The 26773-nt window shown below is 44.0% G+C and carries 24 protein-coding genes; 7 read left to right on the forward strand and 17 right to left on the reverse strand.

Going from position 1 to position 26773, the window contains the following annotated elements; all coding sequences use genetic code 11:
- Positions 1-1542, forward strand: a complete 1542-nt coding sequence (locus tag DOE51_RS14115; protein WP_142697193.1) for a phospholipase D family protein — start codon at positions 1-3, stop codon at positions 1540-1542.
- Position 1543: 1 nt separating this feature from the next.
- Here the strand turns inward: DOE51_RS14115 and DOE51_RS14120 are convergent, their stop codons facing one another.
- The 4 genes from DOE51_RS14120 to DOE51_RS14135 all read right to left on the reverse strand — a co-directional run bounded on the left by DOE51_RS14120 (position 1544) and on the right by DOE51_RS14135 (position 4994).
- Positions 1544-2200, reverse strand: a complete 657-nt coding sequence (locus DOE51_RS14120) for an HdeD family acid-resistance protein (RefSeq protein WP_142697194.1) — start codon at positions 2198-2200, stop codon at positions 1544-1546.
- A gap of 73 nt (positions 2201-2273) precedes the next feature.
- The gene (locus DOE51_RS14125) at positions 2274-3320 is read right to left on the reverse strand and encodes a beta-propeller fold lactonase family protein (RefSeq protein WP_142697195.1); all 1047 of its coding nucleotides are present in this window, start codon (positions 3318-3320) and stop codon (positions 2274-2276) included.
- Positions 3321-3350: 30 nt separating this feature from the next.
- Positions 3351-4103: a bifunctional 2-polyprenyl-6-hydroxyphenol methylase/3-demethylubiquinol 3-O-methyltransferase UbiG gene (locus DOE51_RS14130; protein WP_142697196.1), complete on the reverse strand. Its 753-nt coding sequence runs from the start codon at positions 4101-4103 to the stop codon at positions 3351-3353.
- 192 nt (positions 4104-4295) lie between these two features.
- Positions 4296-4994: a pirin family protein gene (locus tag DOE51_RS14135; RefSeq protein ID WP_142697197.1), complete on the reverse strand. Its 699-nt coding sequence runs from the start codon at positions 4992-4994 to the stop codon at positions 4296-4298.
- A 221-nt stretch (positions 4995-5215) separates the two neighbouring features.
- On the opposite strand from DOE51_RS14135, the gene DOE51_RS14140 reads away from it, so the two are divergent.
- On the forward strand, positions 5216-6124 hold the full coding sequence (locus DOE51_RS14140) for a LysR family transcriptional regulator (RefSeq protein WP_168196459.1): 909 nt from the start codon (positions 5216-5218) through the stop codon (positions 6122-6124).
- Between the two features lie 5 nt (positions 6125-6129).
- Here the strand turns inward: DOE51_RS14140 and DOE51_RS14145 are convergent, their stop codons facing one another.
- Complete coding sequence (locus DOE51_RS14145) at positions 6130-6567, reverse strand: DUF6691 family protein (protein WP_142697199.1); 438 nt, start codon at positions 6565-6567, stop codon at positions 6130-6132.
- Positions 6564-6995 (reverse strand): YeeE/YedE family protein, encoded by a 432-nt coding sequence (locus DOE51_RS14150; protein ID WP_142697200.1) that lies wholly within the window; start codon positions 6993-6995, stop codon positions 6564-6566. The genes DOE51_RS14145 and DOE51_RS14150 overlap by 4 nt, the downstream gene beginning before the upstream one ends.
- Before the next feature lie 65 nt (positions 6996-7060).
- Here DOE51_RS14150 and DOE51_RS14155 point away from each other — a divergent pair, with 65 nt between their 5' ends.
- The gene (locus DOE51_RS14155; protein WP_142697201.1) at positions 7061-7537 is read left to right on the forward strand and encodes a GyrI-like domain-containing protein; all 477 of its coding nucleotides are present in this window, start codon (positions 7061-7063) and stop codon (positions 7535-7537) included.
- Position 7538: 1 nt separating this feature from the next.
- Here the strand turns inward: DOE51_RS14155 and DOE51_RS14160 are convergent, their stop codons facing one another.
- On the reverse strand, positions 7539-8924 hold the full coding sequence (locus tag DOE51_RS14160; protein WP_142697202.1) for a sigma-54 dependent transcriptional regulator: 1386 nt from the start codon (positions 8922-8924) through the stop codon (positions 7539-7541).
- The gene (locus DOE51_RS14165) at positions 8924-11041 is read right to left on the reverse strand and encodes a HAMP domain-containing sensor histidine kinase (protein ID WP_142697203.1); all 2118 of its coding nucleotides are present in this window, start codon (positions 11039-11041) and stop codon (positions 8924-8926) included. The genes DOE51_RS14160 and DOE51_RS14165 overlap by 1 nt, the downstream gene beginning before the upstream one ends.
- Positions 11042-11141: 100 nt before the next feature.
- Here DOE51_RS14165 and DOE51_RS14170 point away from each other — a divergent pair, with 100 nt between their 5' ends.
- Complete coding sequence (locus tag DOE51_RS14170; protein WP_142697204.1) at positions 11142-11723, forward strand: ATP-binding protein; 582 nt, start codon at positions 11142-11144, stop codon at positions 11721-11723.
- 13 nt (positions 11724-11736) lie between these two features.
- Here the strand turns inward: DOE51_RS14170 and DOE51_RS14175 are convergent, their stop codons facing one another.
- The gene (locus DOE51_RS14175) at positions 11737-12696 is read right to left on the reverse strand and encodes a hydrogen peroxide-inducible genes activator (protein WP_142697205.1); all 960 of its coding nucleotides are present in this window, start codon (positions 12694-12696) and stop codon (positions 11737-11739) included.
- Positions 12697-12844: 148 nt separating this feature from the next.
- Here DOE51_RS14175 and ahpC point away from each other — a divergent pair, with 148 nt between their 5' ends.
- Both ahpC and ahpF read left to right on the forward strand, forming a co-directional pair.
- Positions 12845-13411: an alkyl hydroperoxide reductase subunit C gene (gene ahpC / locus DOE51_RS14180; RefSeq protein ID WP_142697206.1), complete on the forward strand. Its 567-nt coding sequence runs from the start codon at positions 12845-12847 to the stop codon at positions 13409-13411.
- A gap of 128 nt (positions 13412-13539) precedes the next feature.
- Entirely contained in the window at positions 13540-15114 is a 1575-nt protein-coding gene (gene ahpF, locus DOE51_RS14185) for an alkyl hydroperoxide reductase subunit F (RefSeq protein WP_142697207.1), read from the forward strand.
- A gap of 84 nt (positions 15115-15198) precedes the next feature.
- On the opposite strand, the gene DOE51_RS14190 is transcribed toward ahpF, so the two are convergent.
- The 8 genes from DOE51_RS14190 to DOE51_RS14225 all read right to left on the reverse strand — a co-directional run bounded on the left by DOE51_RS14190 (position 15199) and on the right by DOE51_RS14225 (position 24607).
- The gene (locus DOE51_RS14190; RefSeq protein ID WP_142697208.1) at positions 15199-15846 is read right to left on the reverse strand and encodes a hypothetical protein; all 648 of its coding nucleotides are present in this window, start codon (positions 15844-15846) and stop codon (positions 15199-15201) included.
- Between the two features lie 100 nt (positions 15847-15946).
- The gene (locus DOE51_RS14195; protein ID WP_246845100.1) at positions 15947-17443 is read right to left on the reverse strand and encodes a chemotaxis protein CheW; all 1497 of its coding nucleotides are present in this window, start codon (positions 17441-17443) and stop codon (positions 15947-15949) included.
- Positions 17444-17455: 12 nt separating this feature from the next.
- Positions 17456-17932 (reverse strand): chemotaxis protein CheD, encoded by a 477-nt coding sequence (locus DOE51_RS14200; RefSeq protein WP_142697209.1) that lies wholly within the window; start codon positions 17930-17932, stop codon positions 17456-17458.
- Complete coding sequence (locus DOE51_RS14205) at positions 17929-18759, reverse strand: protein-glutamate O-methyltransferase CheR (RefSeq protein WP_142697210.1); 831 nt, start codon at positions 18757-18759, stop codon at positions 17929-17931. The genes DOE51_RS14200 and DOE51_RS14205 overlap by 4 nt, the downstream gene beginning before the upstream one ends.
- 2 nt (positions 18760-18761) lie before the next feature.
- On the reverse strand, positions 18762-21215 hold the full coding sequence (locus DOE51_RS14210; protein WP_142697211.1) for a PAS domain-containing protein: 2454 nt from the start codon (positions 21213-21215) through the stop codon (positions 18762-18764).
- A gap of 455 nt (positions 21216-21670) precedes the next feature.
- Positions 21671-22447 carry an alpha/beta fold hydrolase gene (locus DOE51_RS14215; RefSeq protein WP_142697212.1) on the reverse strand — a complete coding sequence of 259 codons (777 nt, stop codon included), beginning with the start codon at positions 22445-22447 and terminating at the stop codon, positions 21671-21673.
- Positions 22448-22574: 127 nt separating this feature from the next.
- Positions 22575-24299, reverse strand: a complete 1725-nt coding sequence (locus tag DOE51_RS14220) for a DEAD/DEAH box helicase (RefSeq protein ID WP_142697213.1) — start codon at positions 24297-24299, stop codon at positions 22575-22577.
- 59 nt (positions 24300-24358) lie between these two features.
- Positions 24359-24607, reverse strand: a complete 249-nt coding sequence (locus tag DOE51_RS14225) for a hypothetical protein (protein WP_142697214.1) — start codon at positions 24605-24607, stop codon at positions 24359-24361.
- 165 nt (positions 24608-24772) lie between these two features.
- Here DOE51_RS14225 and DOE51_RS14230 point away from each other — a divergent pair, with 165 nt between their 5' ends.
- Positions 24773-26737: an erythromycin esterase family protein gene (locus DOE51_RS14230; RefSeq protein ID WP_142697215.1), complete on the forward strand. Its 1965-nt coding sequence runs from the start codon at positions 24773-24775 to the stop codon at positions 26735-26737.
- The last annotated feature ends 36 nt before the right edge of the window (positions 26738-26773 follow it).

The raw sequence follows: 26773 nt of genomic DNA on the forward strand, positions 1-26773 counted from the left end.
ATGAGATTATTATTGGCGTGCGTATTAATTTGCTGTGCAAGTACTGGCTGTTCTTCACTGCCAAAAAATCCTGATCGCCCCGTCTCTTACGCGTTGCCACCAGATCCCAATACACGCATCGCTCATGACTTTGCTCAACGTTTAAATCCTGATGCGCATCCTGGTGATTCCGCTTTCATTCCGTTAGTGACTGGCCAAGATGCCTTGCTGGCTCGTATTCGTTCTGCGCACTTAGCTGATAAAACTTTAGATTTACAATACTACATTTGGGCGAACGATCTGACGGGACACACGATGATGTATTACGTTTTGCTGGCGGCAGACCGTGGCGTGCGTGTGCGCATTCTGTTAGACGATTTAAATCAGGGCCAATATCAAAAGACTTTAACGATTCTCAGTTCCCATCCTAACATCGAAATTCGTATGGTAAATCCTTTTGCTAATCGCACTGCGCGCTGGCTGGATTTCACACGCTATTCCGATATCAATCAACGTATGCACAATAAAGTTTTTATTGCCGACAATCAGATCGCCGTCGTGGGTGGCAGAAATATCGGCAACGAGTACTTCTGGGCGAGTGACGAAATCAATTTTGGCGATTTTGATTTATGGGCCATGGGTTCCGTGGCGCAAGATCTGTCGAAGGAGTTTGATACCTATTGGAATAGCAATATCGTTTATCCCATTGAAAGTTTAAATCCTGACTTTAAGCCCACAGAAAAAGATCTTGCTGATTTAAAAATCAAGGCCTTCAACGCTTTTTCAGAATCCGAGCAATCGCAATATGCGGGCACTTTGCGTACAGCCTTAAAAGGTCAGTTGCTGGATAAAGATCTAACGCCTTACTGGGCTAAGTATGAAGTCCATTTCGATCCACCGGAAAAGTTTCACCAAAAGCCAGACGAACAAAAAACAACTTTGCGCTTTCAACTGGCACCCTACATTCGCAACACACAAAAGGAACTTATCTTAGTGTCGCCGTACTTTGTGCCTCGTGATAGCGGTCTTAAATTCTTTAAAGAGTTGCAAGAGCGTGGCGTGCAGGCAATGGTATTAACGAACTCGTTAGCCTCAAGCGATCAGTCCGTTGTGTTTTCAGGTTATAAGGATTCACGTAAATCATTATTGAAAGATGGCGTGCATCTGTATGAATTAAAGCCCTCGATCCCGAAGGAAATGAAGACCGCACACCATATTGGTTCAAGCTCGGCGCAATCAGGGTTGCATGGCAAAGTCTTCGTCTTTGATCGTAAGAATATTTTTGTCGGCTCTATGAATTTAGATCCGCGCTCGTTGGAGTTAAACAGTGAAATGGGCGTTGTCGTTCACAGCCCAGAGTTGGCGACGGATTTTGCGACTCAGTTTATTACAAAGCTTCCTGAAACTGCTTATAAGTTAAGCCTAAATGAAGCCGGTGATATTCGCTGGACTGATAGCGAAGACGGAAGAAATATTATTTACGATAATGAACCGGAAACAAGCTGGTGGAAACGCTTCAAGGCAGGGTTTCTGTCTATCTTCGTTCCCACAAGCGAACTTTAAGCTAGTGCAAAGGTGTTGAAGTTTTATCGCTGTTGCGAGTGCTTTCCCAGTCTTTGCCTTGTGCTTGGAAATAGTGATATTCGATTTCATCGTAAGAGATGGGTTTCATCGACTTCGCGAAGCTCATATCTTGCATAAGCTCTTTGTGTTCATTACGAAGAGCGAATCCCAAACCAATCAGACTTAAACCACCAAATACCAAGTCGACGCCAACAAAAGTTCCGATTGTCCAGAATGCCGATGCCGGGAAGGTGTACAAGATAATGCTTGCTAAGAACACCGAGATCACACCATTAAAAGCATAATAGCCCCAGCCCGTAGTACCTTCGATAAATGAGCCCACCACTTTCGCAATACCACTTGCTAACAGCAAGAAGCCCACTATCAAAGTAAGCCCTAAAGTATTGGCGATAGGATTTCGCGCAATCAATATCCCGCAGACGACGCTTAGTACTCCCAGAGTCATATGCGACCATAGCTGTCCGTGCTTACGCCCTTGAATGCCATAAACGATTTGCGAAATACCCGCGACAAATAAAATTGCCGCCAAGGCCATCACCGCAAACAGTGTCGACGCCGGTGTAAATATCAATGCCAAGACGCCAAGAACCAGATAGATACTTCCGAGGATTATTAAGCGAGTTGTTTTCTTAGGCATAACCGCCTCCCCATAACTCAAGCATGCGCGGGTGATTTTAGAAAACAAGACCGGATACAGACTTTGATTTTATTTATTTCACCAATACTTGAATTGGTCCTAAGCCAGTTGTCTGGCCTGTGGCCTGTTGAATCAGCGAACCATCATTTGAGATCGTAAGCGGAATTAACAACGACATTCCATCGACAACGAATGCCATGTTTCCTTTGGTTGCGATGGATTCTGGAAATTCACCGACAAGAGTTGTTCCTGGAGTCAAATCCGTCAAAGTTCCATCATTCGCTAATGCATACATGGATACCGACGCATCATTGGAATTCGTCACATAGACATAGGAACCTTGCACTTTAATACTTGTCGGGCGAACTCCTGTTGCAATTGTCTGTTGTGACGTCAAAGTTCCGTCACTTCCAATTTTAAAAACTTCAACTTGATCCGTCATGCAACTGACCGTGAAGATGAACTCGCCGCCATTTGTTTTGGCCGTACCTAAAGGACCTGTGGGGCATGCGGATGCCGCAACGGTTGCTGGAGAAAGCGAAGTCAATGTGCCGTCCGTGGCGACTGCGAATTGTGCAATGCTGTCGTCTCCGGCATTGACAATATACGCGTAACTTCCTGTTGTATTAAAAGTCATATTAATTGGAAAATTCAATCCACCGATATTTCCCAAATTCGTTAAACTGCCATCAGTCGCAATTTCATAACGAGTGACATTGTCATCTTGCTTATTCACCGAATAAAGATATTGGCCATTCGGTGAAACGACGAGTGCCTGCGGAAATGATCCCGTCACTACCGGCAAATTAATGGGCACAAGCTCACCATCACTGCCAATCGCGTATTGAGAAATAGTGTCGTCCCCTGCATTCGCGACATACGCTGATTTTCCTGATGGCGTCAGCACCATTGCAACCGGATACGATCCAGTAGGTTGTTTTGCCGTGATCATTGGTGTGATCACTCCGCCGACACTCTGATATTGAGAGATCGATTCATCACCATTGTTTAAAACATAAATGGTGTGCGTTTCGTTTGTGCTTGTACCACCACCTCCGCCGGTACAAGCAGAAAGAATGCACATCATTAAAGCTAGAATTGGTAATTTTAGATCTTTCATATCACATTCACTTTCTGTGAAAAGAAGAAGCTAGCGGTTCAAACCGCTAGCTAAAACAACTTTCATAGTTGCAGGCGCATTGCCTACAGGACTGTCGACTTCTTCATGAAGGATCACAAATCCAGCAGCAACCAATTCTTGGCGAATGATTTCGCGTGGAGCGATACGTTTTTGTGCCGTCCATGATTTACCATTTTTATCCACCACACCTGCAACATCGCAATGTGGAGTTTGGCGCCACAAGATAAAATTTGGATCTAAGTGCACAGACTCAAAGCTGTCTTCAGGATCATACATTTCAGTTAAGATAGTCGTTTTTAAAACGATCTTACCATCCACAGCCAATGAGTCGTGCATTGCTTTTAACAAGCGCATGCGATCTTCTGGCATCGGAGTGTTAGTTAAGCACTCGCAGTCATGGATTAAATCGAATTGTTGCGCCACTTGTTCCAGGCGAAGAATTCCACCCATCGCGAATGAAATATTCATTTTTTGTTCAAGCGCGATCTTTTGCACAACTGAAATGGAATTTCTGTACAGGTCATACGCAGCGACTTCAAAACCCATCTCTGCCAAAGTGACAGCAGAAACACCGCTACCTCCGGCAAGATCCAAAGCCTTCATACCGTAGGTGTGAGGGAAAAATTCAGTCACGACATTTTGTAGAAAGCGTGCATGATCGCGCAAGTTCAAGCCTTGAAGTGCAACCATGTTTTGCAGATTGTTGATTCCGATTGGTGTCGCAGGAATCAAACCGATTGTGTTTTGGTATTGCGTTTTCATAGAAATCTCCTTTTAAAAATGTTTTGATCAACTTCGTTGTTGATCTGATGACATTCTTAAAAGCACAGGCGGTGCCAACGATTTCTCATTTTAAAACGCGTTATTTCGATCTGAAGCTGGTCCTGCCGAGTTCACGGCAAGGGCTTTGTCGGGGGTTCGGGAGGCTGCCGAAGTCTCGGCAGCCCACCAAAGTTAAGGAAGGTCGAATAGAATCATTTCAGAATCATCACTGGCTTTAATTTCAGCCGTACCAATGTCAGTGGCTGCGATCGCATCCCCTGTTTGCAGGCTTTCACCATTGATTTGCACAGAACCTTTCACAAGCTGAATCCAAAGTTTACGTCCTTCAGCAAGTTTGAAGCTCAAGTCTTCTGACTTTTTCAATCGAGAGATATACATATCAGCATTCTGATGAATACCGATCGTACCGTCTTTTCCATCGGGAGAAATGACATGAACTATTTTTTGCGAGTTCAATTCTTTCTCGAAATTTTTCTGACCATAGCCAGGTTTCACACCGCGTTCATTCGGAGTAATCCAAATTTGAAAGAAGTGAGTCTCTTTACTGTCTTCGTCATTATATTCCGAGTGAGCCACACCCGTTCCCGCGCTCATACGTTGAACTTCGCCTGGTTTAATCACTGCCACGTTACCCATCGAGTCTCTGTGACGAAGACCTCCTGAAATAACGTAGGAGATGATTTCCATATTGCTGTGAGGATGCGTATCGAAACCCGTGCTTGGTGCAATACGGTCTTCATTGATCACACGCAGTGGTCCAAAGCCCATGAATTGTGGATCGTAATATTCAGCGAAAGAAAAAGTATGACGTGATTTCAACCAGCCATGCTCTGCCAATCCTCTATCATTTGATTTTCTTACTACTAACATACCCTTTTCCTTTCTGAGGGACTTCATTGTCGCTGCTCCGCTAATGACACCCACCATGGATGTCAACGCGCCTATTAGAAATTTGCGACGAGGTAACTTCTTATTGCCAAACATACGGCCTCCCTCTTGAAGTTAATTATCGGCGAAAAGAGCTTGCAATAAAATTACTATGTTTCTATTATCTCGATAAATTCCATTTATATAGTTTCCGAGGCTTGCGAATGACAATAGACCAATTAGAGACACTTGAGATGATCGTAGAAAAAGGCAGCTTTAAAGCCGCTGCCGAGCACCTGTATAAAACCCAACCCAGCCTCAGTGTCGCGATCAAGAAGCTTGAAGAAGAATTTGATCTCCAACTTTTCAATCGCGAAGAGTACCGCCCGAAACTGACTGCCGAAGGTTTGGTCTTTTATAACTGGGCCAAACAAACTTTGAGTTCATTCCGTGAATTGCGCACGGTCGGTCAGGAATTGGGCACTAAAAAAGTGGAGCCTTATTTAACAATCGTCCTTGATCCATTGGCGCGCTTTGAAGCTATTGAAGGGGTCTTCCAAGAAACAATTTTAAGTCAGCACCCGACCGAAGTGACATTTCGCTCAGAAATCATGAATGGTGGCGTTGATTCCCTCATTTCTGGCGAAGCAGACTTTGCTATTGCGCCTTTTTCAGCAACGAGTGATGAAATTGAAAGCGTGCCTTTCGATAGAATTCAAATGGTGCCGGTGATCGCTAAGTCGTTAGCGAAAAACTTGCCGACACTTACTGCCAAGGCCTTAAAGAAAGTCCCTCAGGTCGTCGTTTTACAGAATGGCGATAAGAGCGCTTTGTTGAAAAAAGATTCCAGAGGCGTCCTGAGCGATTCAAAAAAATGTTTTGTGACGGATCACTCATTAAAACACAAAATGATCATCAATGGTTTCGGCTGGGGCCGCTTGCCTTTGAATGAAGTCGATAAAGATATCAAAAAAGATCTGCTTGTGATCATCGATGATGAACAAATTAAAGCCTTCACCTTGGATCTGCATGTGATGCGTTTGCGCACGAAACCGTTGGGACCCGTCGCTAAAGCCGTCTGGAATCAGCTTTTAAAAAATGCCACTGTGAAAAAAGCAAAGCGTTCTAAATAGAACGCTTACTTCTTAAACGGCAAATATTTTTCCAAAGAAATAAACAACGTCATTCCGACAATCATCGCTGCCACGAAGACAAATACACGCAGATCTCCGGAAGCGATACTTGTCAGCGCTGGGCCTGGACAGAACCCTCCAAGGCCCCAGCCAATTCCGAAAATGATGGCACCGATGACTAGTCTTGATGTGATGTCTTTTCTTTCAGGCACATGAAACTTCACATCAAAGAGCGGCGATTTTTTCTTACGAATTAATGGATACGAAATCGCGTGCACGGCAATCGCTCCGACCATCACAAAGATCAATGACGGATTCCAAAATAAAGGATTCAGGAAGCCAATAACATTTTGTGGTTTTGTCATTCCCGCAATACCAAGACCGAGCGAAAAGACAAATCCCACAAACAATGCGACCAACGCTTGTTGCACACGAGTTTTCATCCGACAGCTCCCATTATAAATTGATACAGCATCACTGAAACAACACCGAATAAAATAAAGACCACCGTTGCGACAATTGAACGCGGAGAAAAACGACTGATCCCGCAAACACCGTGACCACTGGTACAACCACCACCCATCACGGTTCCGAAGCCCACAAGCAATCCCGCCAGTGCGATCGTCCCGATGTCGCGCCCTGAAGTATTGGTGAACACATCAGGAATGGTGTAACGCAAAACCAATCCGCCAACGATAAGTCCTGTGATAAATGTCAGTCTCCACCACAGATCTTCGACCGAGGCATTCAATGAACCCGCGATAATGCCGCTAATACCAGTCACTCGACCGTTGAACAGAAGCATGAAGGTCACAGCTAAACCGATCAGGACTCCACCAAGTAAAGGAAACAAGACTTCGTTTTGTGTCATAGGTCTACTATATTTCGATTTACCGTGTATTGCCAAGCTCGTAGCATTTAATCAGAGAGGTTTATATGAGCTTGACGATGAAACCTGAAGTGATCAACCGTTCGGAAAAGGATTTTATCTACATCGAAAAGCAAGGAGACTTCAAAGAGACAGCTCCCGCTTCGTGGCGAGAATTTTTTCCGCTAACAAATGGCCACATTGAGAAAAGCAAAATTCAAGGCTGCGTTGCTCTTAGTAACATTCAAAAAGACAACAAGGGCGATGAGTTGATGATTTATCAAGCGGGCTATGAAGTCGTGGAAAAGCCGATGATTATTCCCAAAGGCACGACTTATCGAAAAATTCCCGGCGGGAAATTTGCGCGCTTTGTTTTGAAAGGCCCTTACACAGAAATCAACCATGCATTTCACACCGTCATGGAAGTTCTTGAAAAAGAGCACTTTGAACTAAGACCAGATTTCTGTATTGAAAATTATCTGAATGATCCGACCGAGACCCCAGAAGATCAGCTACTCACTGAAATTCTGGTGCCGATTCAATAAATTATTTTTTTAAGCCTTGAAGCTTTCTGCGCAAGTCACCTAATGTGCTGCGTGGAATGCCAAGGTATTTGGCTGCTGATGATTCCGAACCCTTCTTTTGCATCGCAAAGTCGATCAACTTTAATTCAAACTCAGCGACCAAGTGTTTGAAGTTTCCTTCAAGCGCTCTTTCATCAATTTCTGTGATAGAGTTGTTCGCAAGAACCTGATCATAGACCGGCGCTGACTGCACTAGGTGCGGAGTAATATCGCTCGCTTCAATTTCAGATCCGTCTGACAGAACACAGGCGACATCAATCGCCGATTTCAATTCACGAATATTGCCAGGCCAAGAATAACTTAACAACAGAGCTTCCGCCGATTTCGACAGAGATTTATCGCGGTAATTGTTGGCACGGATAAATTCATTCGCCAAATCCAAGATGTCTTCTTTACGTTCACGCAAAGGTGGCAAAGTGATCGTGAAGTTTTTAATGCGGAAGAATAGATCTTCTCTGAACTTCTTTTCACGGATCATCTCTTCTAAGTTTTCATTTGTCGCCGCGATAACACGGCAATTTACTTTTTTGCCGACATCAGAACCGACTGGATAAATATCACCACTGCTGAGTGCACGAAGAAGTTTTGTTTGAATATCCGTGCTTAAAGTTGCCAATTCATCCAAGAACAAATCACCACCATCGGCACTTTCAAATTTACCTTGGCGTGCGTCTGTTGCCCCTGTGAATGAACCTTTTTTATGACCGAACAATTCGGATTCAGCCAATTGCGCGGGAATCGCTGCACAATTCACGGCAATGAACGGACGAGAGCTGTCGTTTTCCAAGCTCCACAGATATTGCGCCATAATCTCTTTACCCGAACCGCTTTCGCCGCGAATAAGAATCGAGTGATTGGTGCCTCTGATTTTTTTAGCGGTTTCAAGAACGGCTTGGAAGGCTGGAGATTTTGTGTACAGATGTCTGTGCTGAACAAGTTTTGAACCGGCTGCAACCTTCAATGATTGGTTCTTGCGAAGCAAACGATGCACCACCGGCGCTTTTCTTAACACTTGTGCCAGCGTTTTTTCATCGAAAGGTTTAAGCAAATAATCCGAAGCGCCTGATTTCAAACACTCTTCCACCAAGTGGTTTTCATCATGGCCGGTCATTGCGATAACAACTGTCGTTGGATACTCTTTGGCGATTTCTTTGATAAGTTTAATACCAAGACGTTCAGGGCCATCGTCTAAAGAAAGATCTGTGAACACCAGGTCGATCATTTGACGATCCAAAACTTCAATAGCCTCTTCATATGAATCAGCCAAAGTCACAGTGTGCGGCGCTGAAATTTGCGCCTGCATAGTTTTTCTAACTAGTGTTTCGTCATCAACGATAAGAATACGCATTAGCTGTTCCTTACTTTAATTTCAATTCCCTGAATGCTTGGTTTAGGTAACAACCATGCATTGACGCTTTTAACTTTATCTTGAATAACTTTTTCATCGAATTCCGAAGTGCACAGATAGGCTCTTCTTCCGATGTGCAGACTTGCGATAAGCTCAAGACCTTTTTCATCCATCAAGTTTTGATCGATAATCAGAATCGCGTTACTTGGCCATGATTTCAGATTCTGCATTTGGGCAAGCTCTTGGCTGCTTGATGCAAAATGAACATTGGCCATTCCCGCGGTCTTATCCTTCCAAGACTTCAAGATACCTGTATCATCATCCACGATATAAACCTGTGTGTCTGCATCAATTTCAATGGATTCAGGCAACCACGTCGGTTTTTTCTCTGCCGGCAGAGTGATCACGAACGTCGTGCCTTGGCCAGGTGCCGATTGCACCTCGATCTCGCCACCACTCCATTCGATCGCGGCCTTTGCTTGGTATAAACCTAAGCCCGTGCCCGTGGCCTTGTCGAAGCTCGCTCCCCGCTCAAAGATTTTTGCGGACACTTCTGAAGTCATACCTTTGCCATTATCTTGCAACGAGATGCGCGCTTTTTTGCCGACTTGTCCAACTTCCAAAGTGACGTGTGTTGCACCTGCTTCAAACGCATTATTCAGCATATTAGATAAGGCCGTCTGTAATTCAACCACTTGAATCACAGTCCAAATTTTCGGCAGTAAGCTTAAGCCCTTCAATTCAATGTTGTTCGCGGTGTTTTTAATACGATGTTCATTCACGACACTGGCAACCACAGGCTCAAGCAATGTCAGCTTCGGCATTTCGACGGCGTTTGTTTCTTCCTGCTTTTCTTTCGAACTGCTTGAAAGTTTTTTCGCAATTCCGGCAACACGTTGGATCGCACTGCGCAGAATCGCCAGGGCATCTTGTTGTTCGGTTTGGATTTGATTCACCGCCATACTCATGCTCATCAACGGGCTGCGGATATCGTGAGCTACTTGAGCCGCGATTTGTGATTTCGCTTTATCTCGTTCAGCTTCCAACATTTGCTTTTGATGAACTTGCATCGCTTCAAACATGTCGTTGAACTTGCCACCCAGTTCGTCAATTTCATCCGCACTTGTTGTCGAAATCTCGACACGACGAGAATAATCCTGATCGTGCGTAATTTCCGAAACGACTTTACGGATGGATTGAAGTTTATATAGCAAGCGAGTCGTCAAGGCGCGTGCAAGGAAGTAAGCAAAGATAATCAACAGAATGCTCATGCCGATTAAAACTAAAAGCTCGCGGCGAATTTCCGCATCAAACGACTTTGTTGAAACCTGAGTCACCAAGCGATAATGGGCATCTTTATATTTTTCAGAGCACCAATTGATCGTGCGTGCATTACTTGACGATACCACCATCAATTTTGACGGCGCTTTGTACGATCCATCTTTTTTAGAACCATAAGGAGCAAGCTCATTGACGTCAGGCAAGCCTTCGCGATGTAACTGGCCAAGGCTGGTATGATCAGGACCAAAGAGTTCAATATACTCATTGTCTTCATCATGTTGAGCCATCTCGCCCAATAAATGAGTCACCTCTTTAAACTGCGTGCTGACTTGAATAACTTGTTTGCGGTCTGCCGTTGCAATCATCATGTGGCGCGAGATCGTGCCATCACTGCTTGGCAAAAGTGGCGTTTCACTTCTTTCAATTTCGCCTGTTAATAATTTTGCGACCTCGGAGCAGTCTGAAAAAATATTGATCGTTGGAAGAAAGCCTGAAGATTGAACTGCCAAACCTTTGGCATTAAAAATCGCAATCAAACCGACGTTGTGGGCTTTAGCGATGTCTTGCAGTTGGTGGTTTGTTAATGGGCCTTTTTGCAACATCTCGCGAACAGCGTATCCTGCGCTCAATGACAGCTGTGCTTGCGACTCTTCAACTCTTTCTAAGGCCGTTCCAAGTAATCCCATGTGATCTTCATAGGAATCCCGGAATTCATCGAAACGGTACTTATAGGAAATTCCGAATAAGGTTCCGCAGACAATCAGAACTGCGCCAACCGCGGTCGCGAAAATAGCCAAGAAAATCTTATGTGAATACTTCAATCGGCCCAATGACATTTCTTTATCGTAGAGGCCACACAAGTGAAGTCAAGAACGCGCCGAATTAAACGTGAATGTGTTGGTTGCATGTGACCCGAAAAGAGCGTCCACTTAAGGTATGGCAACATTGCGTAAGAAAACGAAAATTGTTTTAACGGGTGCTCCTTCTTCTGGAAAAAGTACGACGCTGCAAGCGTTGCAAAAACATTTTGGTGATAAAGTTGTACTGGTTCCGGAAAGTGCGGTTGTGCTGTTAAGTGGTGGCTTCCCCGCCCCGAGCCATACCGACAATGAACAAATCCGGGCCTTTCAAAAAGCGATTCTATCTGTGCAAGAAAATCTAGAAGATATTTTTTCTAGAAAAAGTTCAGCGCCGACAATGATTTTGGATCGCGCCAAATTAGACGGCGCTGGTTTCTGGCCACCGGGGCCGGAAGATTATTTTAAAAATTTCGGCGTCGATTATCAACATGAACTCAATTCGTACGATCACGTGTTGTTCATGGAGCTCCCGAAGCCCGAACATTTCGGCGGTTTGGCACAAACTCGTTTTCATAATTATGAACAAAGCCTACAGAGTGAAAAAGCTTTGGAGCAAGTTTGGGGCAAACACAAAAGCTTCACTAAAATACAAGCAGAAGCAGATCTGAATAAAAAAATCGACCACGTTATTCACGTGATCGAAAATTTAATCAAATAATTCAGGTCTGACCTTAAGCGATTGGTAAGACATCTAGATCTTTTTGACGAATCTTGCGCAGCTCTTCGGGAATTGCTTTCAAGATAGCGTCACCCAGAGCTTCTATCAATTCGTTTTTATAGTGTTCACGACGATACACCAAACCAATTTCACGCGCGGGAATAGGACGATCAAAAGATACCAACTGACTGCGTGAACCAATATGCTCTGTCGCTAAATGCGGAAGCAAAGTGTAACCACCATAAAGATCAACGAGGTTCTTTAACGTTTCCAAACTGCCGCTTTCAAATTTATAACGACGACCGCCGGTCTTGCCTTTTTTGATCGAGCATAAATCAAGAACCTGATTGCGCAGACAGTGACCTTCTTCAAGCAGCCACACGTCATCCATCCCCAGGGCGTTGTATTTGATCTTCTTCATCGCTGCATAGTCATGGGTCTTTTCACACAACACATAAAACGGCTCGTAATATAAAGGCAGCTCAAACATTTTCGGAGTTTGCGAAGGTGTCGCTAAAATGCCGACGTCAATTTCATCATTATCTAAAGCCAACAGAATCTGTTCCGTCTGAAGCTCTTTAATCGTCAGCTCCATATCCGGAAACATCTCTTCACATACGGGCAAAAGTCGAGGCAGCAAATACGGTGCAACAGTTGGAATCACTCCCACGGTCAGGCTGCCTTTTTTAGAGCCTTTACTTTCCTGTTGAATAATCGCTTCGATTTTTTTCGACTCAAATAGCACCGTCTGCATTTGAGAAATCAATTTCTTACCCATGGACGTCAGCAAGATGGGCTTCTTAGAGCGGTCAAAAATAACCACACCTAGATCTTCCTCTAACTTCTGGATTTGCATGCTGAGCGTCGGCTGAGTGACGTGGCAGGCCTCTGCGGCTTTCGCAAAGTGCCCATATTTATGCACTGCCATCACATATTCAAGCTGCGTCAAAGAAAAGCTCACCTTAGGATTCATAGATTCGCTCCTATTTAAGCCATTTTAACGCAATAGATAATATCTATCAATGTATATTTATAATCGATTTCCTTAAAAAGGGTTGCTCCGCTAATCTAAAACACGAAAGATATGCACAAAACCATTTAGCTTATTCTAAGGAGAATAAATGCAAACTATCATCAACACAAAAGTACCTGATTTCAAAGTTCAAGCTTTCCACCACGGTGATTTCAAAACTGTGACTTCAAATGACCTTAAAGGTAAATGGTCAATCTTCTTCTTCTATCCAGCTGACTTTACATTCGTTTGCCCGACTGAATTGGGTGACATGGCTGATAAATATGCTGACTTCCAAAAAATCGGCGTAGAAGTTTACGGTGTTTCTACTGACACTCACTTCACTCACAAAGCATGGCATGATGCTTCTGACACAATCAAAAAAATCAAATACCCAATGTTGGCTGACCCTACATTCCAATTGACTCGCGCATTCGGCGTGCACATTGAAGAAGAAGGTCTTGCTTACCGTGGTACTTTCTTGGTGAACCCAGAAGGCAAAATCGTATTGGCAGAAGTTCAAGACAACGGTATCGGCCGTAACGCTGATGAGTTGTACCGCAAAACTCAAGCTGCTCAATACATCGCTGCAAACCCAGGCGAAGTATGCCCAGCTAAATGGACTCCAGGTAAATCTACTTTGAAACCTGGTTTGGACCTAGTTGGTAAAATCTAGTTCCTGCTCCGACGAAGTCGGATTGTATTAGACCTCGTGGTCCCCGCCGCTCCTGAATTTCCTAATTGGTGGGGACCCTTTTTTCTCTCTGTATCCGCTCTGACTGTTCCCTTTCTAAGGAGGCTGTTATGTCATTAGACTCTTCTCTTAAAGAACAACTTACCTCGGTCTTCGCAGCTCTTGATAAACCCGTAGAACTTGTTTACGAAAACAGCGCTCATGAAGATCAAAAAGATCTTATCGACATGCTTCAAGATGTTGCTAGCACATCTTCGCAAATCGTTTTGCGTAAAAACGATACTGGCACAAGCCCTATGCCACAATTTCATATTAACTATGAGGGCAAACACACAGGCATCATTTTCAAAGGGATTCCTGGCGGTCACGAATTCACTTCATTAATTCTTGCGATCTTGAATACAAACCGTAAAGGTAAGCTTCTTGATAGCGTGATCGTGGATCGCGTAAAACGTTTAAATAAAAATATCACGGTTCAATCTTACATCTCTTTGACATGCGAAAACTGTCCTGAAGTTGTACAAGCTTTGAATCAAATGGCTTTAGTTCACGGTAGCATGAAACACGAAATCATCGACGGTGGTTACGTACAAGACGATATTCAAAAACTGGGTATCCAAGGTGTACCAAGCTTAGTTGCTGATTCTAAAATGTTCCATTCGGGTCGTATTTCACTATTGGATCTTCTAGCTAAGCTAGAAAAAACATTCGGTGTTGATGAAAATGCGGCACCTTCTGAACCTGTGAACAAAAACTTGGGTCACTTTGACGTCTTGGTTATCGGTGGTGGCCCTGCGGGTGCATCGGCTGCGATCTATAGCGTGCGTAAAGGTTTGTCGACAGCAATGATCACTGAAAAAATCGGTGGCCAAGTGCAAGAAACAAAAGGTATCGAAAACTTGATCTCTGTCACTTATACAGAGGGTCCTCAATTGGCAGCGCAATTGAATCAACACGTGGCAAGCTATCCGATTCGTGTGTTTGAAAATCGCCGAGTTAAAAAAGTTCACACTGACAAAGTAAAAGCGATTGAACTTGAAAGTGGTGAGCATCTGACAGCAGATTCCATCATCGTTACAACGGGCGCTAAATGGCGCGAGTTGGGTGTTGAAGGTGAAAAAGATTATCTCGGTCGCGGCGTTGCTTACTGCCCGCACTGTGACGGCCCTTTCTATAAAGGAAAAAAAGTTGCGGTTATCGGTGGTGGTAACTCAGGCGTTGAAGCAGCGATCGACCTTGCGGGTATCGTGCGTGAAGTTGTGGTTTTTGAATACAACGACACTTTGAAAGCAGATCAGATCTTAGTCGATAAACTAAAATCTCTACCGAACTGCTCGATCATTACAAATGCACGAACTGAGAAAGTTTTGGGCGATGGTAATAAGGTTCAGCAGATCGAGTACACAGATCGCTCTTTGAATACCACAGAGAAAATGGATCTAGACGGTATCTTCGTACAAATCGGCTTGGTACCGAACAGCCAGTTTTTAAAAGACACTGTTAACTTGTCAAAATTTGGTGAGATCATAGTGGATGAGAAAGGTCGCACATCGATCCAAGGCATTTATGCTGCGGGTGATGTTACGACAACTCCGTACAAGCAAATTGTGATCGCGATGGGTGAAGGGGCGAAAGCCGCCCTGGCAGCATTCGAAGATCGCATTTACTCGAACGCTCAACATTAATTTTTTTCGGCGCGTTTATATTAAAAAAGGGGATGAGCAATCATCCCCTTTTCCTTTTTAATCTCAGCAATTTTTAAGAACCAACTAGTACTTCGGCTCTGGCAGTTCAGAAACGTCTTTAATATCCAAAGTATAAGACGCTGGTGACGAAGAAATTTCGTTCGCTAAATCTGGAAGGCTACCGTCGGCTTTATAACAAAGACCTGTGTTGTATTCAGAAGCGAATTGGCAATACAAAGAACCGACAGATGAAAGCGCTGGAATTTCGCCTGCACCACCAACATCCGCAAGATCATCATTCAATTTTTTAACGCTTGCAGAAGATTGGAATTTCAAAGCTTCATAGACGTCGCCATCTTCGACCGAAGCAAATACTGAATCCAAAGAGTAGTTGCACTTGCCACGCACACCCGCTGTTGGCACTTGCATACTGTACTTACCGTCAGCACCGACAGTCACTTGGATCTTCACTGATTTTTCGTTACCACCCATGCTCCATGCATCTTCTTTGAAAGTGCATACAGATTCAGGTTGGCTGTTATCGTATTTAGAAGTTGGAACATAGAACGCAAGCACATCGAATTTAGTCGATGCACGAGCTTGTCCAGTGACGGATACCATTTGATTGTTAAGCTTTAAAGGTGTCGCTTGTTGTTGAGCACCATGAGCAACCGTCGTTACAGAAAGCACAGTAAAGAAGCTTGCTAGGCAACCAAGATCGAAAAGTCTCACAGGAACCTCCGTTAAAATTGGATGCGCCATCATAATTCATTTTTGTGAAGAGCGCTGAGGTTCCTAAATCTAAGGAATATATTTCGAGGGTGTCTAAAGCTTAGGCAGCGGACGCTGCCTCTAGTTTGCTTAAAAGCTCTGGAACATCAAGGATCATGAATGTCTTCTTGTTCCCAGTAATATCGACCATCTCGATGACCTCTTTCATATCGCCCTGTAAACGATTGGCGATATCTTTCGCAAGGAACATCGGGATTTTAACTTTATTGGCTTCATCGACCGTGTCGATTGATTCAACCGAATCAACCAGCAGTCCGAACTTGCCCTTTGCGCCCTTAACCACAAGAACGCGCGAGTTCATTGGATTTTCTGTCGGAGTCAGACCGTAATAACCGCGCAAATCAATGACCATCACGACATCGCCACGCATTTTCATCATGCCGACAACATAACTTGGATAACCTGGAGGATGCATGAGTTCTTCTTCGACTTTTGCGATTTCATCAATATTGCTAAGACGGCTCGACAACATATAGTCGAGCTTGAAAGAGATATAAGGCTTGCGATCTCCTGCTTTTTTCTTCGCAGCAGCCGTATCTTCAGCTTTGCCATAAAGAGACGCGTGGCCGCGAGTAATATCAAGAACTTCTTGATCTGAAAGAATTTGCTGTTCATTCAAGAAAATAACATTTGGAGCTTTTTCATACGGAAGCATCCCGCGCATCATGTCCATACGTTCTTGCTGAAACAAAGGAATCGGCAAAACTTCTTCTTCAAAGAAAGTCACGATGCTATCCACTGAATCAACCAGGAAACCCACTTGGATGTTGTGCACCTTCATGACGACAATGCGTTTTGATTCGATGTCTTTGGCGCCTTCGTCGCTGAGTTTTAAAAACTTCGCGAAATCTAAAATCGGAATGATCATACCACGCAAGTTCACCATCCCCAGGCAATAATCAACGGCCAAGACACTGCGTTTGATTTCGGGAACTTTGATGATTTCTCTGATTGCGGAAATATCCAAACCAAATTCCATCGTGTTGGATTTAAAAGTAATACACTGGCAGCGTTTGGATTTACTGCGTGCCACTTCCACCACTTGGTTTTTAGATTGTTCAATCAATGCTTTGATATTTTGAATTTTAAATAACGCTGCGGGATCAATCACTTCAATCAAGCGATCTCCGCCGTTAAGTTTCAACACGCTTTGAATTGCGGCACGAGGACTTGCAGGATCCGATTCGAAACTTGAAATATCTGATTCTTGCACATTCAAGATTTCAGAAGTCGCATCAAACAACAATCCTACACGAATTTTATCTGACGAAATAATGGCCACTTTGCGATTCAAGGCATTCTTATCGCTTTCAATGCCAAGCATTTTAGCAACATCAATAATAGGTACGACAGCTCCACGCAAATTGAAGATGCCTGTTAAATAAGGAGGAGCCAATGGCACCGTCGTTACTTTTTCAGGATAGTTTACAACTTCTTGCAAAGACTTTACGGAAATCGCAAGCTCTGAAAGCCCTAAGCGAAATGAGGCAAACATTTGCAAGCTGTATGTCTTTGAATTTTGCGTTGCTGTTTCCATTAAACGTCCTCTTTAAGCAGCTATCTTTTTTAATCTTTCAACTTCAAACGAACCGGCCCCACAGTCGACGGTGATCTTCGTCCCTTTATTACCACCGGGCTCAATCGCAATAATTTCAATACGCTGATCTTGCAGGCACTTCTGTGCGATTTTCAAATTCTCTGGGCCCACTGTGAACTTCGTATATTGCTGTTCAACTTCCATCATCTGACTGCCACCACAAATCACCGCGCGAATATCTGAATAATCCGCTTTCGTGGCACCCAATTGCTCAAGCATGCGCGGTAAAGTTTCCGTCACATAGCGTGCGTCTGTGCCGGTCTTATCATTGCACGGATATGGAAGCAGACAGTGAGCAAGCGCGCACTTCCCTTGTTTTTTCCAAATCAATGCGATCCCCACGCAAGATCCAAGGACCGCTTTGAGTATATGTCCTTCGGTGCCAACTTTAATCTGACCGATCTTTACGTGGTGCTCTTCTAATTTCAAGCAGCCGCCTTGCTATAGATAAGTGGTCTCTTAAACGTAAATTCCGTTTTTAAGCGCGACAAAGACTCGGACTCTCCGACAATCAGCACGCCGCCTGGCTTAACAGCGCCATGGGCATTGTGCAGAACAAGTTCTTGATCTTTATCACTAAAATAAATCAAAACATTGCGTAGAAAAACGATGTCATAAAACTGACTTTTCGGAGAACGAGTGTGAAGATTGTGAACCGAAAACTCGATATTGCTCGTAATAACTTCTAACGCTTTATAGTTCCCATCCGGCAAAGCTCTGAAATACTTTGCAAAGAAATCCGGGAATTTGTTTTTAAGCTCTGTAATATTTTTGGTTTTAAAGATTCCAGATTTTGCTTCGCCTAATACTTCTGTCGAAATATCGGAACCATAGACACGGTATTTGAAGCCAGGATTTGCTAATTTAAATTCTTCACAAAGCATGGCAATACTGTGGGCTTCTTCCCCCGAAGATGAAGCAGCGGACCAAACGCGCATCGTTTCATTGCGATTGCGCTCATACCATTCAGGCAAAAATTCTGTTTTAAAATATTCCCACACCAACGGAGTTCTGAAAAATAACGTTTCGTTGGTCGTTACTGCATTAATGAACTCTTGGCGTTCAGCTTCGCTGCTTTCCAAGATCTCGATATATTGCTCTGGAGTTTCAAGATTTAAAACACGAAGGCGACGACGAATACGCGCGAACAAAAGTTCGCGCTTACGTTCTTCCATCGTGATTCCAGTATGGGACTTTACTAGAAGGAGCAACCGGCTGAGGGTTGCTCCTGATAGATGCTTAGCAGCTTCGCTCATTCTTATACCACGAATCTAGAAACTGTTTGATTCAATTCTTCAGCACCACTCACCAGACTGCGTGTCGAGTTTGCGATACTTTCAGAAGCCTGTGCGGATTTTTCCGACTCGGTCGCGATGTGTTGGATCGCGGCACTAACGCCTTTTGCAGCTTCAGATTGCTCTTCCGCAGCAACGTTAACTTCAGAGATCGACTGAGTCGTTTTTTCGATACCAGATACGATCTTACCGAAAGCTTCACCGGCTTGTTTAGAAATCGAACTACCTTGCTCAACGCGTTTTACGGACTCGTTGATCAATTTAGAAATCTCTTTTGTGGCTTGTGATGAACGTTCTGCAAGTTTACGGACTTCATCAGCTACAACAGAGAATCCAAGACCATGCTCGCCTGCACGTGCCGCTTCGATCGCAGCATTGAATGCTAACAAGTTTGTTTGGCTTGCGATTTCGCTGATCACCTTAATGATCTCGCTAATATCTTCAGATGATTTATTGATTAATTCCATCGCTTCGATCGATTTCGCAATAGCTTGGCTACCGATCTCTGCTTCTTTCTGAGTGACTTTGGCTAGCTCGTTCGCTTTTTTCGTATTATCAGCGATAGAGTCAATTGAAGCTGTGAATTCCTCGATGGAAGCATTCATTTCTTCAACTGTCGCACCCAAGCTTTGGGCACCTGAAGCCACTGAATCCGATTGGATTGAAATTGATTTTGAAGAGTCGCCAAAACCATTCGCAGAGATCACAACTTTGCCGATAACTGCGCGCAAGTCTTGAATCATTTTATCGATACCAGATGCCAACTGACCCAAAGCATCCACACCAGACACCGTAATTGGCGCTGTCAAATCACCTTGAGAAGCTTTGCTCACTGTCACTAACAATTCATCGACTTTTCTTTGATCTTCTTCTGCTTTCAATTTCACAGCTTGTTCAAGTTTCACTTGTTCAGTGATATCACTTGCAAACTTCACCACTTTATAAGGACGACCATCCATATCCATAATTGGATTGTATGTCGCTTGAATCCAGATTTGTTTGCCACCAGCACCCACGCGCAAGTAACGACCTGAATCGAATTCGCCCTTGTTCAATTTTTTCCAGAAATTTTCGTAATCTGCAGAACGACTGTAATCACCTTCGCAGAACATACGGTGATGTTTGCCTTGGATTTCAGCCATTGAATAACCCAAAGTTTTCAGGAAGTTTTCATTCGCAGAAATTATAGTACCATCCAAATTAAATTCGATAACGGCTTGCGCTTTAGAAATCGCTTCCATCTTACCTTCGAATTCGATGTTACGCATTTTCGCTGCCGTCACATCCGTTGCAAACTTCACTACTTTAAATGGTTTGCCGTTCGCATCGAAGATGGGATTGTAAGAAGCATTGATCCAGATCTCTTTGCCGCCTTTACCGAAGCGTTTGAATTCAGCCGCAACAAACTCACCACGACCTAATTTCGCCCAGAAGTCTTTATAATCTTGAGAGCGCACAAACGCAGGATCACAGAACATGCTGTGATGTTGGCCTTGGATTTCGTTTAACGCATAACCTACTGTGTTTGTGAAGTTATCGTTTGCCGTAATGATAGAACCATCAAGATTAAATTCAATGACAGCTTGTGCACGACTAATCGCTGCAAGTTTCGCTTCGATTTCTGCATTTTTAGTTTTTGCTGCTGTGATATCTGTTGCGAACTTCACAACGCTAACAACCTTACCATCCGCATCGAAGATGGGATTGTAAGAGGCATTGATCCAGATCTCTTTGCCACCTTTACCGAAACGTTTGAATTCGGCGGCAGCATACTCGCCACGACCTAGTTTTGCCCAGAACTCTTTATATTCAGCAGAGGCAGCAAAAGCAGGATCACAGAACATGCTATGATGTTTGCCTTGGATTTCACCCAATGAATAACCCACAGTGTTTGTGAAGTTTTCATTTGCGGTGACGATCGTGCCATCTTTTTGGAATTCGATAACAGCTTGGACTCTGCTGATTGCATTAATTTTGCTTTCGAATTCAGATTGTTGTGTTTTTTGTTTCGTGACGTCCGTCGCGAACTTCACCACTTTGAATGGCACGCCGTTTTCATTAAAGATGGGATTGTAAGAAGCATTGATCCAAACTTCTTTACCGTTTTTACCAAAACGTTTGAACTCGCCAGCAACATATTCACCTTTATTCAAGGCTTGCCAGAAAGCGCGATACTGAGGACTTGAGGCATAAGCAGGTTCACAGAACATAGAGTGATGGTTGCTGCGAATCTCATCCAAGCTATAACCAACTGTCGCAAGGAAGTTGTCGTTCGCATTTAGAATTCTTCCGTCAAGATCGAATTCAATCACCGCTTGCGCGCGGTTCAAGGCTTTAATTTCTTCCTTCATCACATTGATGTCTTCGCTGTGTTCTGGCTGCGTTTCAAAATCGATTTTACGTGCAGTACTGCTCATGATTTCATATCCTCCACGCTATACTTGTCGGATTTTGACAACGGACATATAGCACTTGTAATGGATCGTTACACAGTTTTAACTGTCTCCAGAGTCCATTTCTTTCGATGTAATGAAAACGTATCAAATCGAAATTTGTTTTATGAGAAAAGTCGCACTTGTGCTCTAAAGAACCTGAATAAAATCAGATCTCTTCAAGAAATCTTAATAACTTTGAATATATAAATAAAAAAATCTTTAAAAGTAGACTCGCCGGAAAGTGACGGAACGATTGTAATCAAAATGCTGTTTCACTCTTAGCTTTGCGTTCTCAGATCAGAAACTCAGGCAAACCTCTTTGATTAAAAAAGAAAGGCAGCCTTTTTAGATGCTGCCTTCGTTAAGGTCCGATTTCAAAGTTCTTATTTTGAGATTACACAACTTCGAGGTCGTCGATGTCGTCATATGATCTAGGACTATTGAATTGAATCAGCCGCTTCGATAATCACGTTTGCAATATCAACTGGTTTTGAAAGCATAGGGACATGGCTTGTCGCTAGACTTGTGACTTTAGCGTTAATCTTTTTCGCCATATCACGCTCCATATCTGGCTGGATCATGCGATCGTTTTCAGCAACGATATACCACGATGGTTTGGTTTTCCATGGAGCAACTGTTGGAGTATCCGCAAAACAACCACCAAATGTTGGCCCTTGAGTTGCCGTCATAACTTTCGTCACGACTTCGGGAAGGTCTTGAGCAAAATCATCTTTCATCGCATCTTCTGGTAAAGTGAAATAACCCTTTGCATCCGCGACAAGCTTACTGAAGCCTGGAGTCACCGGATATTTAGCTGACATCGCTGCCGCAGACTCTCCCACGTCTGGGGCGAAGGCTGCCACATACACAAGGGCTTTTACTTTGTCGTGATCACCAGAATTTGTAATGACCATTCCGCCCCAGGAATGTCCCACTAACACGACTGGACCTGTTTGATTATCCAAGGCACGCTTCACCGTATCCGTATCATTCGCTAATGAAGTCAGCGGATTTTGCACGGCCACGACTTTATACCCTTTTTGTTGCAGGAGTGGAATAACGGCACTCCAACTTGAACCATCAGCAAAGGCCCCATGTACCAGCACGATCGTTTTTTGCACATCTTTCGTCGCTGAATTCGCAAATCCCACCGAGGACATCATAACGGTCATCATTAAAGACACGACCACACACAGAAGTCTTGAATGCTTCATAGTACACTCCCTTTTTTTGTTTGGTTTTATTGATACCAGTGAAGTGAAGCACCAACCGAAAATTCAGCCAAGGTTTTCGAAGTCTGGCTGTAAAATGAAATGTGCATGTGGAATTTCAAATATGCGATTACTCAAAAATCTTTTCGCGGATCGCCCAGAAATGCTTTTGCTTGCGCGCGATCACAAACATCGGAATGCGGAATTTATCTTTGTTATGTATCGCATCCGCCACAGAACGGATTGCCAACTTCTGTTCAGGCAAACGATTGTGCATGCGAGTGAAATTAAAATAAAATGCGCGGCTATCTTCAGGCGTGCTGAGATAAAAATATTCTTTTAAGACCTGGGCATCGGCATCGTAATAACGGACTTCCAGACGCAGATGACCCTTTTTGTCGTAGGTCTGCTCTAAAGACATCGTTTCAACACGCATGACGTGTGCATCTTTTAACATCATAGCGTCTTTTAACTTTTTATCGTTATCGACTAAAATGCGATCGCAGCTATGACAGACTCGTGCTGCGATATCGTTTTCTTCGCCACATTGATCGCATTTCTTAAACCGAAATCTAAAATCGCATTCGGTCATCTTTTTGGTCGTGGGATCTTCGAACGCGGCTTTACATTTACGGCCATAATGCTCGACAAGCTCCCCGTCGGGATCTAACAAACCCCAAAAGTGATTCGTCACACCGCACTTTGGACATAGCACTTCGACAGGTACAGCTTTATCGCTAGGTTTATCGTCATCGATTTCCGGCGAATAGAGGTCGTGATCTTGTCCTGTATAATCCAGAACCAAGCAATCGGTTTTGCCGGGACTTAAACGCAAGCCACGACCGATAATTTGTTGATACAAACTCACCGACTCTGTCGGGCGAAGAATCGCAATAACATCCACGTGAGGCGCATCAAATCCCGTCGTCAAGACCGACACGTTCACCAGGTATTTTAATTTTTTCTGTTTAAAGGCCTCGATGATCTCGTCACGTTCATCATCAGCGGTATCGCCCACAACCAAGGCAGCAACATACGGAGGCAAACACTGCATGATTTCGATGGCGTGATTAACAGAACTTGTGAAGATCATCACCCCTTCACGATCCCGAGCCATGTCGATAATATTTTTAATAATCAACGGCGTAATACGCTTTTGATCTTTCAGAAGCGCTTCCACCTGCGCCATCACGAAGCGGCCTTGCTGAAGCTTTAAGGTCGAAAAATCATAACACGCCACCGGTGAATCAATCTTAACCGGTGGAGTCAGGAACTTGTTCTTAATCAGATAACGGATCGAAAGCTCAAAAATACATTTTTTAAAAAAACGATCTTCTGTGGTTTGCTGCAACTTCTTTTGCGCGTGATAATTATAAATCCAGCCCAAGCCCAGACGATAAGGTGTCGCCGTTAAACCAAGAATGCATAAACCGGGATTTAAATTCTGTAGTTTAGAAATGACTTGCAAATACTGCGTCTCTCCGTCCATCGAAACACGATGACATTCATCGATGACGATCAACGAAAAGTTGTGAAAGAATTCTTCAGGTGCCCGTGCGATAGATTGAATGCTTCCGAAAATAACTTTCTGATGCATCTCTTTACGGTCCAGACCTGCCGAGTAAATTCCTGCTTCTAAGCCGAAAGAAATATATTTGGCGTGATTTTGTTCTACCAATTCACGGACGTGGGCCAGAACCAACACACGACCTTTCGCTAAACGCGCCAATTCCGCAATGACTAAGCTTTTGCCGGCACCCGTCGGCAAAACTAAGACAGCCGGTGACTTCTCAACACGAAAGTGTTGCAGCGTCGCTTGAACGGCTTCTTGTTGATAAGGGCGCAGCTGATACAAAAGAGACTTCCTTGAAAGTCCCCACTATAGCTCTGTGACTGTGATTTCGCAGCAAATTTTTATGGTGATGGGGTGTTTAAATCACTCACATAAAGCTCGTGTCCTGCCATACGCAGACAGTGTGCGCCACAATAAATCATTCCGCCCTCTTCCACGCCGGGGCCTAGAATTCGCACAGAGCAACTCGCGCAAACCGGAGCTAACATGTGAATGGCACATTCAAAGCAGTCAAACTCATGGGTAGAAGTGTGCATCGTCACTTTGAATGTGTTTTTATAATGATTTCCACAAGTCTCACATTGTCCCATAGACACCTCCTACCGTTCATTTCCTTCAAGGATACGAACAGCTTCTTGTGATGACCATTTACGAATCAGAAACGTTATCTGACATACGGCGAAGGTCGCATTGAAATTTCCTGTGGTGTTCTTATCATTTGATTATCGCACCCGTTTCATCACCAAGAAGGTTCTATGAAAATCTTTAGCGATCGCATTGATGCTGGAAAAAAACTTGCTGAACGCCTTTTTTCATTCAAAGCGCAGCATCCCGTTGTTCTTGCGATACCTCGAGGTGGCGTTCCGGTGGCCTTCGAGGTCGCGCAAAAACTCCATGCGCCCCTCGACTTGATTATGGTGAAAAAAATCGGAGCACCTCGCAATCCTGAATATGCTGTTGGGGCTGTGTCTGAAGATCAAAAACCGATATTAAATGAAGGTCTTCTAACGCTGCATGGACTTAATAAAATGGCCATCGAGGAAATTGCTAATGAAAAAATTCAGGAAATCCGCAAACAAATGCAAAACTTGCGCGGCTCTGCAACACCCTTGCATATTGCTGGCAAGACAGTTCTGTTAATTGATGACGGCATCGCGACAGGTACAACCTTAATTACCGCAATCAAATTCATTCGCGCTAAAAATCCTGCCAAAGTGATTGTTGCTGCACCCGTCGGAGCACGTGATTCAGTTTATCAATTACAAGCTATTGCCGATGACGTGATCTGCCTTGAAACACCAGAAAATTTTGCCGCCGTCGGCGAATGGTATCAAAACTTCGATCAAGTCAGCGATGACGAAGTGAAAACTTTGATGCAACAAAGAAAAATACATTCTGCGCATCATTCTTCTGCATCCAAAAATTCGGGACCTGACGATATCGTGCAAGAAATCGCAGACTGTAGCATGCCCGTTCGAGGCCCTCAAAGCTGGGAAGCGCTGATCGACCACCTGGGTAAAACGCGAGTTGTGATGCTGGGCGAATCCAGTCATGGCACTGAAGAGTTCTACAGTATCCGTCGTTATATCTCTGAGCGTTTGATGAAAGAGTATGGCTTTAAGTTTATCGCGGTTGAAGGCGACTGGCCTGCGTGCCAACAACTGAATCAATATGCACTGGGAAACTCAAAGGAACGAAGCGCCATTGATATCATGCATAAGTTTGAGCGTTGGCCGACGTGGATGTGGGCCAATCACGAAACGGCACGTTTGATCGAATCAATGAAGAAATTAAAAACCGAATTTTATGGTTTGGATGTTTACTCTTTATTTGAATCAATAGATTCCGTAAATGCGTGGGCTAAGCAAAACCGACCCGAACTTGCAGGCATTTTACAAGAACGCTATGCCTGCTTTGATCCTTTTAGCCGTGATGAAAAAGCGTATGCACGCTATCTGCTTCAGTTTCCTGAAGGTTGTCGTCAGGAAGTCCTTAGCAATCTTCGCAATTTGCTGACAGTGAGAATCAATGACTTTAGCAAAGCGGATGACCAGCTATTCGATGCCCAACAAAACGCGCGTATTATCAGTAATGCCGAAAGCTACTATCGCGCAATGATCTTTGGTGGACCCGAGTCCTGGAACGTCCGCGATAATCACATGATGGATACTTTAGATATTTTATTACGTCGCGCTGGTGAACAAAGTAAATGTATCGTATGGGCACACAACACCCATATAGGTGATTACCGTGCAACCGATATGAAGGACGCTGGCTATGTTAATCTTGGCGGGCTTGCGCGAGAACGCTTTGGTGAAACAAACGTGAAACTTGTGGGCTTTGGTACTTATGAAGGCGATGTGCTTGCGGGGCCTGCGTGGGACGGGCCTGAAACCGTGACAACATTATACCCTGCTAAGAAAAAATCCTTCGAAGATTATTGCCACCAAGCGGCCGAGGCTTTTGCCGCCAAAAGATTTTACTCTATCTTTGATGAAACAGCTCGCAGCGGTGTGCTTGGAACAAAGACTTATCCGCATCGTGCGGTGGGCGTTGTTTATCAACCAAGCTTTGAACAACACGGACACAACTATGTGCCGACAATTCCTGCACAACGTTATGATTGCTTTGTCTTTGTCGATCAAACTTCGGCTTTAAAATCCATTAAGGCACAACCGAACTATCAAGATCTTCCAGAAACCTGGCCTGGAGGTTTTTAGTGACCGCAGTGTTTTGTTTTGTCTAAACTAGAGCTC

The sequence above is a fragment of the Bdellovibrio sp. NC01 genome, from assembly GCF_006874625.1.
Taxonomy (GTDB): Bacteria; Bdellovibrionota; Bdellovibrionia; order Bdellovibrionales; family Bdellovibrionaceae; genus Bdellovibrio.